The sequence below is a fragment of the Streptomyces sp. NPDC026575 genome (genome assembly GCF_055567415.1).
Genome location: NZ_JBVHQM010000010.1, coordinates 61,862 through 75,061 on the forward strand (window position 1 = coordinate 61,862; position 13,200 = coordinate 75,061).

Genomic DNA, 13,200 nt, shown 5'->3' on the forward strand with positions numbered 1-13,200 from the left:
GGATTAGGCTTCGCCCGTGGCTGATATCCAGATTCCCGCTGACATCAAGCCCGCCGACGGACGCTTCGGCGCGGGCCCCTCCAAGGTGCGTACGGAGGCGCTCGGCGCCCTGGCCGCCACCGGTAGCTCCCTTCTCGGCACGTCCCACCGCCAGGCCCCGGTCAAGAACCTGGTCGGCAAGGTGCGCGACGGCGTACGCGACCTCTTCGCGCTCCCCGAGGGCTACGAGGTCGTGCTCGGCAACGGCGGCTCCACCGCGTTCTGGGACATCGCGACGCACGGCCTGATCGAGCGCAAGTCCCAGCACCTGTCCTTCGGCGAGTTCTCCTCGAAGTTCGCCAAGGCCGCCAAGCTGGCGCCGTGGCTGGCGGAGCCCACCGTCATCTCCGCCGACCCGGGCAGCCACCCGGACCCGGAGGCCGAAGCGGGCGTGGACGTCTACGCGTTCACCCACAACGAGACCTCGACCGGTGTCGCCGCCCCCATCCGGCGCGTCGCGGGCGCCGACTCCGGCTCCCTGGTCCTGGTCGACGCCACGTCCGGCGCCGGCGGCCTCCCCGTCGACATCGCCGAGACCGACGTCTACTACTTCGCCCCGCAGAAGTCCTTCGCCGCCGACGGCGGACTGTGGCTGGCGGCCTTCTCCCCCGCCGCCCTGGAGCGCGCCCGCGCCATCCACGCCTCCGGCCGCCACATCCCGGAGTTCTTCTCGCTGCCCACGGCGATCGACAACTCCCTGAAGAACCAGACGTACAACACCCCGGCCCTGTCCACCCTCTTCCTGCTCAACGAGCAGCTGGAGTGGATCAACGGCCAGGGCGGTCTGGACTGGGCGGTCCGCCGCACCGCCACCTCCGCCCGCACCCTGTACGGCTGGGCCGAGGACTCCAAGTACGCCACCCCGTTCGTCGTCGACCCGGCCAAGCGCTCGCAGGTCATCGGCACGATCGACTTCCACGACGACATCGACGCGGCGGCCGTCGCCAAGGCCCTGCGGGCCAACGGCATCGTCGACACCGAGCCCTACCGCAAGCTGGGCCGCAACCAGCTGCGCATCGCGATGTTCCCGGCGATCGACCCGTCGGACGTCGAGGCCCTGACGGCCTGCGTCGACTACGTGATCGGCCAGCTGTAACGGCCGGTTCGGCAGCACACCGCGCCGCGAGCCCCGGCGTCCTTCGCCGGGGCCCGCGGCGCTGCTGCGCCCGACCGCCGCGCATCCGTCCGGAACCGGCCGAACGACAGCCCGAGACGCCCCCCGAACGGACGCACCGCGAAGTGACGAAACGGGCCGGATATGCCTGTATGGGGGCATGACCACTCCCCCCAGCCCCGGCCTGACCCCCTTCGAGCGGCAAGGGGCGATCCTGCTGACCACGTACAAGCGGGACGGGACCGGTGTCGGCACACCGGTCAACATCGCCGTCGACGGCGACCACGCCTATATCCGCACGTACGGCAGCGCCTGGAAAGCCAAGCGGATGCGGAACTTCCCCGAGGTGGAGATCTGCGCGTCCACCTGGCGGGGCAAACCCACCGGACCCGCCGTCAGGGCCCGGGTGCGGCTGCTGGATCCGCAGACCCGGGAGTACCGGCGGGCCGAGCGGTCGCTGACCCGGAAGTACCCGCTGATCCACGGGCTGCTGGTGCCGCTGGCGCACCGGATGAAGAAGGAGCGCACCCTCCACTACGAGCTGCGGCTGACGGCGGAGGCCGACGCCTGGCCGCCGGCGGCCTCCCAGGGCCGGTCCGGTGAGGCGGCGTCGGACACCCCCTAGGACCGCCGCCGCAGAAGCCGCCGTACGGCCACGACCAGCGCCGTCGCCGCCGCGAGGATCAGCGCGCCCTTGACGACGCCGGGCTTGAGCTCCGTGCCCGAACCCCCCTTCCCGTCAGGGCCGTCGGCGGAACTCCCGCCGCCCGCCGGGTCGTCGGGGCCGCCGGACTCCTTCGCCGACTCCGGCAGCTGCTCGCCGCTCAGCCCGACCGGCCGGACCTCGCTGCCGCGGCCCTCGGAGCCGTACATCAGGGTGCGGCCGTCGGGGGTGAAGGCGACCGACTCGCCCTGCTGCTGGATCGGTACGCCCACGCTGCCGATGTCCTTCGGCCGCCCGTCCTGCCACCGGTAGATCCGGGCGCCGAAGTAGCTGCGCATCACCAGCCGCGTACCGTCCGGCGAGAACGCGCCGTCGGTCACCCACAGATCGATCGGCGCGACCTTGCGGAAGGTGTTGGGGCCGGCGGTGGCGAGGTGCCGCGGGCCCTCGTAGAGCGCACCGCCGCCGCCCTGCTTCTTGCTGGCGATATAGACCCGGCCGGTCCTGGGGTGCACCATCAGCGCCTCGGCGTCCCGCGGCCCGTCGGCGTACACCACGTCGAACTGGGTGGCGGTGACGGTGGCGTCGCGCAGCTTCGCCGGCTCCGGGAAGCGGTAGATCCACACGTTCTTCCACGTGCCGCCGAGGTTGTCGCCGATGTCGCCGACGTAGACGTTGCCGTCCGGGCCGACCGAGATGGCCTCGACGTCCCGGGGCGTGCCGATGCCGCGCAGCGTGATCCTGGCGACCGTACGGCCGGTCCTGCCGTCGACGGCGTAGACGTACGGGCCGTCGTCGCTGTCGTTGTGGGTCCAGTAGACGCCGGGGTGCGCCCGGCTGGCGGCCAGCCCGCTGGACTCGGTGATCCGGGGATCGCCGATGGTGAAGCCGTCGGGCTCGTCGGCGAGGGCCGGCCCGGCCGCCGCCGCCCACAGGACCCCCGCGGCACCGGCCGCGCACAGAAGCGAACGCATGGGCACAGACTGCCATCCCGGGCACCGGCGCGCGGAGGGGGCACCGACTCGGTGGCCGGCGGGCGTGGTCAGCGTCACGTACCAGGTCGCAGGGGTTCTCGGCCATCATGGCCCGATGAGGATCATGTTCGTCGGTGACTCGATGACGATAGGGAGCACCGGCGATTTCACATGGCGCTACCGGATGTGGCAGCACCTGAACGCCACCTGCGGCGACGCGTACCGCATCGTCGGCCCGCGCCGCACCCTCCACGACCCCGCCGCCGACGCCGCCACCTCACACGCCTACGGCGACCCCGGCTTCCCCCAGGAAGCCCGGTGCCATCTCGCCGGATGGGGCGAGGGCTGGCTGCACATGGCGCCGCTGATCGGCGAGGCGATGGACCGCCATGAGGCCGACACCCTGCTGGTCTCGCTCGGCCTGATAGACCTCGGCTTCTACACCAACGCCGAGCAGACCGCCGAGAACGTACGGGAGTTCGTGGCGCGGGCGCGGGCGGCGGCGCCACACGTCCGGGCCGTGCTGATGCCCGTCATCCCCAACGTGCGGGCGGCCGCGGACGCCGCCTTCGGCGCCCAGTGCGCGCGCTTCAACGAGCTGCTGGCCAAGGCCGTCGGCGATCTGTCCACGCCCGCCTCGCCGTTGCTGCTGGCCTCGGAGCCGGCCGACTGGGACACCGGGCACGCCACCTACGACGGCACCCACCCCTCCGCATGGGGCGAGCACCTGCTGGCGGGGGCGTTCGCCGACGCGATGCACCAGGCGTGGGGGGTCGGCGGCCCGTACCGGCCGGACGCACCGCACCCGGCCGCCGCGGTGCACTGAGCCGGGGCCGCCACGCCGCGGCCGCCGCGCGCACATCCTTGCTTCGGGCGCACTTCAAGGCGTTGGCTGACGCACTATGGAGTACACGCAGCTCGGACGCACCGGACTCAAGGTCAGCCGACTCGTCCTCGGGACGATGAACTTCGGGCCCCAGACGGACGAGGCCGACAGCCACACCATCATGGACGCGGCGCTCGGCGCCGGCGTCAACTTCCTCGACACCGCCAACGTCTACGGCTGGGGCGCCAACAAGGGCCGCACGGAAGAGATCGTCGGCTCGTGGTTCGCCAAGGGCGGCGGCCGCCGCGACAAGACCGTGCTGGCCACCAAGGTCTACGCGAACATGGCCCCCGACGGGGACGCGGTCTGGCCCAACCACGACAAGCTCTCCGCCCTCAACATCCGGCGGGCGGTGGACGCCAGCCTCCAGCGGCTGGGCACCGAGTACATCGACCTCTACCAGTTCCACCACGTCGACCGGGACACCCCCTGGGAGGAGATCTGGCAGGCCATCGACGTCCTCGTCCAGCAGGGCAAGATCCTCTACGCCGGCTCGTCCAACCACGCCGGCTGGCATATCGCCCGCGCCAACGAGACCGCCGCCCGGCGCGGCTCGTACGGCCTGGTCAGCGAGCAGTGCCTGTACAACCTGGCGGAGCGGCGGGCCGAGATGGAGGTCATTCCGGCCGCCGAGAGCTACGGCCTGGGCGTCATCCCCTGGTCCCCGCTGCACGGCGGGCTGCTGGGCGGCGCGATCCGCAAGGAGCGCGAGGGCGGCGCGGCCCGCTCGGTCTCCGGCCGCTCGGCCGACTCGCTGGCCGATTCCGCCATCCGCGCCCGGATCCAGTCCTACGAGGATCTGCTCGCCAAGCACGGCCTGGAGCCCGGCGAGGTGGCGCTGGCCTGGCTGCTGACCCGCCCGGGGGTCACCGGCCCCATCGTCGGCCCGCGCACCGCCGACCAGCTCGCCTCCGCGCTGCGCGCCGTCGAGCTGAAGCTGCCGGACGAGCTGCTGGCGTCGCTCGACGAGATCTTCCCCGGGCCGGGGCCGTCACCGGAGGCGTTCGCCTGGTGACGAAGGCGGCGCGCTGACGGCCGCCGGGTCCGGCCGGGCGGCCGTCAGCGCAGCGCCGCCGCCACGATCACGACGACGAGCAGCACGGCGAGCAGGCCGGACATGATGCGGTTACGGGTTTTCGGGTCCACCCCCTGAGCGTAACCGGGGTGGATCCGAACATTTCAACGACCCGGGCACGCGGGCCGGCCCCCGCGCTCCCCCACGCCCCTCGGCGGCGGGCTCCCCGGGCCGCTCAGCGGCCCAGCGGCCAGGAGGCGATCTCCTCGTAGCGGGGCTGTGCGCCGGCCGGTCCGGGGACGGGCGGATGGCTGCGGATCAGGGAGAGCGCCCCGACGGTCCAGGAGGAGCCGTGGAAGTCCTTCAGGGCGGCCGCGTACGGGGCGAGGTTCAGGTTGGCGGTGCGGTTCCTGGCGAGGGTGAGGTGCGGGGTGTACGGGCGGTGCTCGTCGGCCATGGCCAGGCCGGCCCGGCGGCCCGCGGCCGACGCCGAGTCGGCGAGCCTGCCCATGGCGGGCCGGTCGCCGTCGGCCCCGGCCCACACCACGCGGTCCGAGAAGCGGCCGCCGCCGGCGATCCGCAGTGCGTACGGATCGCGGCGGTGGGCCGCGCGGGCCAGCCGCTCGTGCAGCTCGGGCAGGATCTCCTCGGGCACCTCGCCGTAGAAGGCGAGGGTGAAGTGCCAGCCGTCCCGGCCGGTCCAGCGCAGCCGGTCGGCGGCCGGGAGTCGCTTCAACCGCGCCACCTCGACGGCCAGTTCCTCAAGGGCGGGGGCGGGCGGCAGGACCGCCGCGAAGAGTCTCATGCGGCCAGTCTGGCCCACACCGCCCGGCGGACCGGGCGTCCGCGGGGGCCCGGCCGGATCGGTGCGGCGCGCCCCGTACGGCCCCGTACGGCCCCGGGGCCGTACGGGCGGGGATCAGACCCGCCGGGGGCGGCCGAAGAGCAGGTCGTAGTCCGGGGGCAGCTGGAGCAGGACACGCCGCATCAGGTCGTCGCCGGCGGCGTCGGCGACCACGCTGAGCACCGCGCCGACGTCCCATCGGGCGGTCTCCTCGTTGGCCCCCTCGATCCAGGCCGCGGTAGCGCGGACGAACCGTTCGGGATCCAGCGGCTCGACGGCCGGCAGCGGGCTGAGCAGGATCAGCTCGAAGGTCTCCGGCAGGCAGGCGGCCAGCTCGGCCCGCTCGGTGCCCACCAGATGCGCGCCCAGCACCGCGAGCACGACCCGCGCCGCCCGCTCCGCCTCCTGCGCCGAGGCGTACTCACCGCGCTCCCGGACCTGCGCCAGGAACGCCTCCCCTCGTATGGGCACCACGGCTGTCCCCTTTCCGCGCCTCTCCGCGGCACCGGGGTGTCCGCGGAGAACCGCTCTGCGCCCTTGGGCCCATGGTGACCGCGCGCGGCGCGGCGCGCGCGGCGACCGCGGGAGCGGAGCGGGGGCGCGGGTGGGGCGCCGCTACGCGGCCGGGGACAGCTCCTTCTCGCCGGACGGGGCGAGAGCCGCGGCCCGCGGCACGAAGGCGACGTGCCGATGGCCCCGGCGGAGGTCGATCTTGAGCCGGAGGCCGCCGGTCCGGGCGAGGACCAGGCCGATCAGGGTCGCGGCGGCCAGCGAGACCACACCGCCCGCAAGGAACCCGACACGGGCGCCGAAGGCGTCGGTGACCCAGCCGACGAGGGGGGCGCCGAGCGGGGTGCCCCCCATGAAGACCATCATGAACAGGCTCATCACCCGGCCGCGCATCAGCGGGTCGGTGCCCAGCTGGACGCTCGAATTGGCGGTGACGTTGATCGTCAGGCCGGCCATGCCGATGGGGGCGAGCAGGGCCGCGAAGATCCAGAAGGAGGGTGCCAGCGCGGCCGTGATCTCCAGGACGCCGAAGAGCGCGGCGGCGCCGACCAGCAGGCGCAGCCGGGAGCCGGCGCGGCGGGCGGCGAGCAGCGCGCCGATCAGCGAGCCGGCCGCCAACAGGCCGTTGAACAGGGCGTAGGTGCCGGCGCCCTGATGGAAGACGTGGTAGACGAACGCGGTCAGCCAGATCGGGAAGTTGAAGCCGAACGTGCCGATGAAGCCGACCAGGACGATCGGCCAGACCAGGTCGGGGCGGCCGGAGACATAGCGCAGGCCCTCGCGCAGCTGCCCCTTGCTGCGGGGGACCCGCTCGACCTTGTGGAGTTCGGCCGGGCGCATCATCAGCAGGCCGACGACCGGCGCCACGAAGGACAGGCCGTTGAGCAGGAAGGCCCAGCCGCTGCCGAACGCCGTGATCAGCACGCCGGCCACCGCGGGGCCGATCAGGCGCGCGGACTGGAAATTGGCGGAGTTGAGGCTGACGGCGTTGCGCAGCTCGTCCCGGCCGACCATCTCCGAGACGAACGCCTGCCGGGCGGGGTTGTCGACGACGGTGGCCAGGCCGAGGAGGAAGGCGACCAGGTAGACGTGCCAGACCTGCACCTGGCCGCTGAGCGTGAGCGCGGCGAGGGCGAGGCCGGTCAGGCCCATGGCGGACTGGGTGAGCAGCAGCAGCCTGCGCTTGGCGAAGCGGTCGGCGATGACGCCGCCGTAGAGGCCGAAGAGCAGCATCGGCAGGAACTGCAGCGCGGTGGTGATACCGACCGCGGCGGACGAGCCGGTGAGGCTGAGCACCAGCCAGTCCTGGGCGATGCGCTGCATCCAGGTGCCGGTGTTGGACACCATCTGGCCGGTGGCGAAGAGACGGTAGTTGCGTATGCGCAGGGAGCTGAACGTGCCCTTGCGCGGGGCGGTCGCGGTCGGATCGCGGGGGACCGTGCCGTCGTCGGAGTTCGGTGCGGGGGCGGAGTCTGCTCCGGATCCCGTACTCAAATCGGGTTCGCCTCCTTGGCCTTGGGTTCTACAGCTGTGCCAGCTTCTCCAGTACGGGCGCGGCGGCCCGCACCTTCGCCCACTCGTCCTCGTCCAGTCCGGAGGCCAGCTCGGCGAGCCAGGCGTTGCGCTTGCGGCGGCTCTCCTCCAGCATCGCCTCGGCCTCTTCGGTCTGCGTGACGACCTTCTGGCGGCGGTCGTCGGGGTGCGGTTCGAGCCGGACCAGTCCCTTGGCTTCGAGCATGGCCACGATGCGGGTCATCGACGGCGGCTGCACATGCTCCTTGCGGGCCAGCTCACCCGGCGTGGCCCGGCCGCAGCGGGCCAGGGTGCCGAGCACCGACATCTCGGTGGGGCTGAGCGACTCGTCCACCCGCTGGTGCTTGAGCCGGCGGGACAGGCGCATCACGGCGGACCGCAGTGCGTTCACCGCGGCCGCGTCATCTGGGTGCACCGCCCGGCCGTCAGGCTGGGGGTGGGACAGTTCCGGCATGGTCTTTAGCATAACTCATTACCCTCTCTAAGTAAAGCTGCGGGCTGGTGTCCACCATGGATCACCCATATGAGTGAGGACGCGGCGGAAAGTGACACACCTGACCGGGAGAGGACGGGACCGTGTCCGTATGGGATCGCGAGTGCTCAGCCTGCGCGTGGACGGGGAGCTGCTGGAGCGCATTCGGCAGCACGCCGCAAAACGCGGAATGAGCGTCCAGGACTATGTCGTCCGGACGCTCATCCGCGAGGACTTCGACGAACGGTTCAAATCGTCCGTCGACGAGACCGAGAAGCTCGGCGTGCGCTGGTCGGCTACTTGACGCCCAGGACCTGCTCGATCGGGTGCAGCAGGAAGTAGACCAGGAAGCAGACCCCGACCGCGTTCAGCAGCCACGGAATCTGCCGGAACCGGCCGGTCGCGGTGCGCAGCAGGATGTACGACAGCACGCCGATGCCGATGCCGTTGGTGATGCTGTACGTGAACGGCATCGAGACCAGCGTCAGGAACGCCGGGATGCCGACGGTGAAGTCGCCCCAGTCGATGTCCCGGACGTTCGAGGCCATGATCAGGAAGCCGACGACCACCAGCGCCGGCGTCGCCGCCTGGGAGGGGACCACGGTCGCCAGCGGCGTGAAGATCAGCGCGAGCAGGAACAGCCCGCCGGTCATCAGGTTCGCCAGGCCCGTGCGGGCGCCCTCGCCGACGCCGGCCGTGGACTCCACGAAGCAGGTGTTGGCCGAGGCGGAGCCGAAGCCGCCGCCCGCGACCGCGATGCCGTCCGCCATCAGGATCCGGCCCATGTTCGGCAGGTTGCCGGTCTCGTTGTCCAGCAGCCCGGCCTCCTCGCCGACGCCGATGATGGTGCCCATCGCGTCGAAGAAGCCGGACAGCAGCACGGTGAAGACGAACAGGCAGCCGGTCAGCAGACCGACTTCCTTGAAGCCGCCGAAGAGGCTGATCTGGCCGATCAGGCCGAAGTCCGGGGCGCCGATGATCTTGTCCGGGACGTTGGGGACGGCCAGTCCCCATGCCGCGTCCGGGATGTCGGCGACGGCGTTGATGACGATCGCGGCCACCGCCATCGTCACCATGCCGATGAGGATCGCGCCCTTGGCCTTGCGCACGGTCAGGATGAACATCAGCGCCAGACCGACGACGAACACCAGCACCGGCCACCCCTGGAGCTGACCGCCCTGGCCCAGGCCCATCGGCACGGTGGTGTGCGCGGCGTCCGGGTTGCGGGTCACAAAGCCCGCGTCGACCAGGCCGACCAGCGAGATGAACAGGCCGATGCCGATGGCGATGGCCCGGCGCAGCCCGCCCGGGATCGCGTCCATCACCCGCTGCCGCAGACCCGAGGCGACCAGGATCATCAGCACCAGACCGGCGAGCACGACCATGCCCATCGCGTCCGGCCAGCTCATCTTGGGGGCGAGCTGGAGCGAGACCACGGCGTTGATGCCCAGTCCCGCGGCGATGGCGATCGGGACGTTGCCCATGACGCCCATCAGGACGGTGCACAGCCCGGCCATCAGCGCGGTCGCGGTGACCAGCTGGCCGTTGTCGAGATGGTGGCCGAACTTATCGACTCCGGAGCCGAGAATGATCGGGTTCAGCACGATGATGTAGGCCATCGCGAAGAACGTCGCCAGACCGCCGCGCAGTTCGCGGCTGACCGTCGACCCCCGCTCGGAGATCTTGAAGAAGCGGTCGAAACCGTTCTTGGGGGGCGTCGGCGCCGGGTTCTCAAGGGGATCGACCGGCGTGGTGGCCGAGGGGGACATGCAGGGACCTCAGTCGGACGGGCCTGGGGAAGGCGCGGGGGCCCGTGGGCCCGGAACACGTACAGAGCATCAATAACCGGATCACGTTGGATGAATCGACGATCCGATCCGGTCAGATCCAGAAAGGTTCAGTATGAATAAACAATGCATTGATCGCTATCTCCGCGCGTAGACCCCTGTTGTCCTGGGGCGGGCCCGCGCCCTCCCGCCGCGGGATGCCTCGCCCTGCGTCCGCCGTCCGGCCCCGCATGCGACCCCCGTAAGCTGAACACCATGTGGAAGAAGTCCGAACTGCGCCCGGCCCCGGCGCCTCTGGAGGGCCCCGTCGTCGGCACGATCACCGGCGGCACGATCATCTGGTTCGTGCTCTTCCTCGGCCAGCTGCCCTTCTACGGCTGGTACGCCGACAACGGCCACGCCTGGTGGGTGTGGACCTGCCTGGCCGGCGGCGCCCTGGGCCTGCTGGGCATCTGGTACGTCCGCAAGCGCGACGCCGCGATCAAGCGCGCCGCGGCCGCCGCCGGCGACTCCTGACCCCGGCTCCCCTCCCCCCGCCGCACCCGGCGCCCGGCCGGCGGGTGAAGTGCGCGCCGCGCCCGTAACGTCGAGGGCATGACGGATCGGGCGAGGACCGAAGCCGGGAACGCCGAAGCGGGCGGTGAGCCGGCCGGAGCGGCCGTCCGCGCCCCGGCCCACCCCGGCCTGACCGCCGCCGAGGTCGCCGAGCGGGTGGCCAGGGGCGAGGTCAACGACGTCCCCGTACGGTCCTCCCGCTCCACCGCCGAGATCATCCGCGCCAACGTCTTCACCCGCTTCAACGCGATCATCGGCGTGCTCTTCGTGATCATCCTGATCGTGGGGCCCCTCCAGGACGGCCTCTTCGGGTTCGTCATCGTCGCCAACACCGGCATCGGCATCGTCCAGGAGCTGCGCGCCAAGAAGACCCTGGACAACCTGGCGGTCATCGGCGAGGCCCGGCCGACCGTCCGGCGCGACGGCGTCCGCGCCCGGATCCCCACCGCCCGGGTCGTCCTCGGCGACGTCATCGAACTCGGTCCCGGCGACAAGGTCGTCGTCGACGGCGAGGTCCTGGAGACCGACGGCCTGGAGATCGACGAGTCGCTGCTGACCGGCGAGGCCGACCCGGTCGTCAAGAAGCCCGGCGAGCCGCTGATGTCCGGCAGCTTCGTCGTCGCGGGCGGCGGCGCCTTCACCGCGACCAAGGTCGGCCGCCAGGCGTACGCGGCCCAGCTCGCCGAGGAGGCCAGCCGCTTCACCCTGGTCCACTCCGAGCTGCGCTCCGGCATCAGCCGGATCCTCAAGTACGTGACCTGGATGATGATCCCCACCGCGCTCGGCCTGATCCTCAGCCATCTGCTCACCCTCGGCCTGCCGGCCGACGAGGCGATCCGCCGGATGGTCGCCGGCATCGTCCCGATGATCCCCGAGGGACTGGTCCTGCTCACCTCCGTGGCCTTCGCCATCGGCGTCGTCCGGCTCGGCCGCCAGCAGTGCCTCGTCCAGGAACTGCCCGCCATCGAGGGCCTGGCCCGGGTCGACGTCGTCTGCCTGGACAAGACCGGCACGCTCACCGAGGGAGGTATGGACGTCAGCGCCCTGCGGGTCATGGGCTCCGCCTCCGAAGGCTTGGAAGGCAGCGGAGACCGAGCGGAGCGGAGTGCCGGCGAGAACGCCTATATCGAGCGGGTGCTGGGCGCGCTCGGCGCGTCCGACCCCCGCCCCAACGCCTCCCTCCAGGCGATCGTCGACGCCTACCCCGCCGACGGCGGCTGGCGCTGCACGCGGTCGCTGCCGTTCTCCTCCGCCCGCAAATACAGCGGGGCGTCCCTCGACGACGCCCACGGCGCGCGCACGACCTGGCTCCTGGGCGCCCCCGACGTCCTGCTGCCGGCCGGCGACCACCACCTGGCCGAGATCGACGACCTCAACGCCCAGGGCCTGCGGGTGCTGCTGCTGGCCCGCGCCGAACGGGAGCTGGACGACCCCGAGGTCGCCCGGGGCGTGCGCCCCACCGCGCTGGTCGTCCTGGAGCAGCGGCTGCGCACCGAGGCCCCCGACACCCTGCGCTACTTCGCCGAGCAGGGCGTCCGCGCCAAGGTCATCTCCGGCGACAACGCGGTGTCCGTCGGCGCGGTGGCCGGCAAGCTGGGCCTGCCGGGCTCGACCGCCCCCGTGGACGCCCGGAGCCTGCCCGCCCGTGCGGAGGCGATGGCCGCCGCCCTGGACCGGGGCGCGGTGTTCGGCCGCGTCACCCCGCGGCAGAAGCGGGACATGGTCGCGGCCCTGCAGTCCCGCGGCCACACCGTCGCCATGACCGGCGACGGCGTCAACGACGTCCTCGCCCTGAAGGACGCCGACATCGGCGTGGCGATGGGCTCCGGCTCCGAGGCCACCCGCGCGGTGGCCCAGATCGTCCTGCTGAACAACAGCTTCGCCACCCTGCCGTCCGTGGTCGCCGAGGGCCGCCGGGTCATCGGCAACATCACCCGCGTCGCCACCCTCTTCCTCACCAAGACGGTCTACTCCGTCCTGCTGGCGATCCTCGTGGCCTGCTGCCAGATCCCCTACCCCTACCTGCCCCGCCATCTGACGCTGCTGTCCACCCTGACCATCGGCGTCCCGGCGTTCTTCCTGGCGCTGGCCCCCAACAAGGAGCGCGCCCGCCCGCACTTCGTCCGCCGGGTGATGCGCTACGCGATCCCCTCCGGCATCATCACGGGCGTGGCCGCCTTCGCCACCTACCTCCTGGCCCGCGCCCACTACAGCGGCCCGGGCGCCCTCTCCGCCGAGACCAGCGCCGCGACGCTGACCCTCTTCCTCACCGCGATGTGGGTCCTGGCGATCATCGCCCGCCCCTACACCTGGTGGCGGATCGCGCTGGTGCTGGCCATGGGCCTGGGCTTCCTGATCGTCCTGGTCACCCCCTGGCTGCAGGACTTCTTCGACCTGCGCCTGGTCGGTACGACGATGCCGTGGACGGCGGTGGCCGTCGCCGCGGTGGCGGCGGTGCTCCTGGAGATCACCTGGCGCCGAGTGGACCGCCGCTTCCCGGCCTGAGGGTCGGGTTCGCGGTCGAGCCCGCGCCCCGCGGCCTGGCCACGGCCCGCGCCCTCCCCTACCCTCCGCCCCATGAAACTCTTTCCGGGGGACCTCACGTACCAGGTGCTGGCCGGCTCGCACCGCCACTACCACCACTCGACCTCCCACTACGGGGGCGACGGCGTCCTGGACTGGTGGGAGTGGCTGATCCTGGCCGTCGGCGCGATCCTCGTGGTCTGGGCCCTGGTGAAGAAGTTCACCTCGGACTGACCGGACCCGGCCGAACCCGATCCGACCGACCGACCGGATCAGACCGGAGC

General features: G+C 72.0%; 14 protein-coding genes. 8 read left to right on the plus strand and 6 right to left on the minus strand.

Translation table 11 applies throughout. The features are described 5' to 3' along the window. Window positions 1-16 precede the first annotated feature (16 nt). Entirely contained in the window at window positions 17-1,135 is a 1,119-nt protein-coding gene (gene serC / locus ACZ4NB_RS15765) for a phosphoserine transaminase (protein ID WP_467661814.1), read from the plus strand. A gap of 178 nt (window positions 1,136-1,313) precedes the next feature. Continuing rightward, the gene (locus tag ACZ4NB_RS15770; protein ID WP_467661816.1) at window positions 1,314-1,778 is read left to right on the plus strand and encodes a PPOX class F420-dependent oxidoreductase; all 465 of its coding nucleotides are present in this window, start codon (window positions 1,314-1,316) and stop codon (window positions 1,776-1,778) included. Here ACZ4NB_RS15770 and ACZ4NB_RS15775 read toward each other — a convergent pair. Then, window positions 1,775-2,791: an SdiA-regulated/phytase-like domain-containing protein gene (locus ACZ4NB_RS15775; protein WP_467661818.1), complete on the minus strand. Its 1,017-nt coding sequence runs from the start codon at window positions 2,789-2,791 to the stop codon at window positions 1,775-1,777. The two genes, ACZ4NB_RS15770 and ACZ4NB_RS15775, sit on opposite strands and share 4 nt — an antisense overlap. Before the next feature lie 115 nt (window positions 2,792-2,906). Here ACZ4NB_RS15775 and ACZ4NB_RS15780 point away from each other — a divergent pair, with 115 nt between their 5' ends. Then, on the plus strand, window positions 2,907-3,617 hold the full coding sequence (locus ACZ4NB_RS15780; RefSeq protein WP_467661820.1) for a GDSL-type esterase/lipase family protein: 711 nt from the start codon (window positions 2,907-2,909) through the stop codon (window positions 3,615-3,617). 76 nt (window positions 3,618-3,693) lie between these two features. Next, a complete protein-coding gene (locus ACZ4NB_RS15785; protein WP_467661822.1) occupies window positions 3,694-4,692 on the plus strand; it encodes an aldo/keto reductase in 999 nt (332 codons plus the stop codon). 235 nt (window positions 4,693-4,927) lie between these two features. Here the strand turns inward: ACZ4NB_RS15785 and thpR are convergent, their stop codons facing one another. The 4 genes from thpR to ACZ4NB_RS15805 form a co-directional block, all read right to left on the minus strand. Beyond that, entirely contained in the window at window positions 4,928-5,497 is a 570-nt protein-coding gene (gene thpR / locus ACZ4NB_RS15790) for an RNA 2',3'-cyclic phosphodiesterase (protein WP_467661824.1), read from the minus strand. A 114-nt stretch (window positions 5,498-5,611) separates the two neighbouring features. Next, complete coding sequence (locus ACZ4NB_RS15795; protein ID WP_467662161.1) at window positions 5,612-6,001, minus strand: DUF2267 domain-containing protein; 390 nt, start codon at window positions 5,999-6,001, stop codon at window positions 5,612-5,614. Window positions 6,002-6,151: 150 nt separating this feature from the next. Then, window positions 6,152-7,540, minus strand: coding sequence for an MFS transporter (locus ACZ4NB_RS15800; RefSeq protein WP_467661826.1), 1,389 nt, complete (start codon window positions 7,538-7,540; stop codon window positions 6,152-6,154). Between the two features lie 28 nt (window positions 7,541-7,568). Then, window positions 7,569-8,033, minus strand: coding sequence for a MarR family winged helix-turn-helix transcriptional regulator (locus tag ACZ4NB_RS15805; RefSeq protein WP_384491500.1), 465 nt, complete (start codon window positions 8,031-8,033; stop codon window positions 7,569-7,571). 130 nt (window positions 8,034-8,163) lie between these two features. On the opposite strand from ACZ4NB_RS15805, the gene ACZ4NB_RS15810 reads away from it, so the two are divergent. Next, complete coding sequence (locus ACZ4NB_RS15810; RefSeq protein WP_467661828.1) at window positions 8,164-8,355, plus strand: hypothetical protein; 192 nt, start codon at window positions 8,164-8,166, stop codon at window positions 8,353-8,355. Here ACZ4NB_RS15810 and ACZ4NB_RS15815 read toward each other — a convergent pair. Continuing rightward, window positions 8,348-9,820, minus strand: a complete 1,473-nt coding sequence (locus ACZ4NB_RS15815) for an NCS2 family permease (RefSeq protein ID WP_467661830.1) — start codon at window positions 9,818-9,820, stop codon at window positions 8,348-8,350. The genes ACZ4NB_RS15810 and ACZ4NB_RS15815 overlap by 8 nt on opposite strands. 273 nt (window positions 9,821-10,093) lie before the next feature. On the opposite strand from ACZ4NB_RS15815, the gene ACZ4NB_RS15820 reads away from it, so the two are divergent. The 3 genes from ACZ4NB_RS15820 to ACZ4NB_RS15830 all read left to right on the plus strand — a co-directional run bounded on the left by ACZ4NB_RS15820 (window position 10,094) and on the right by ACZ4NB_RS15830 (window position 13,150). Beyond that, complete coding sequence (locus ACZ4NB_RS15820) at window positions 10,094-10,354, plus strand: DUF2530 domain-containing protein (protein ID WP_399148588.1); 261 nt, start codon at window positions 10,094-10,096, stop codon at window positions 10,352-10,354. 78 nt (window positions 10,355-10,432) lie between these two features. Further along, entirely contained in the window at window positions 10,433-12,898 is a 2,466-nt protein-coding gene (locus ACZ4NB_RS15825) for an HAD-IC family P-type ATPase (protein WP_467661832.1), read from the plus strand. Between the two features lie 72 nt (window positions 12,899-12,970). Next, a complete protein-coding gene (locus tag ACZ4NB_RS15830) occupies window positions 12,971-13,150 on the plus strand; it encodes a hypothetical protein (RefSeq protein WP_467661834.1) in 180 nt (59 codons plus the stop codon). The last annotated feature ends 50 nt before the right edge of the window (window positions 13,151-13,200 follow it).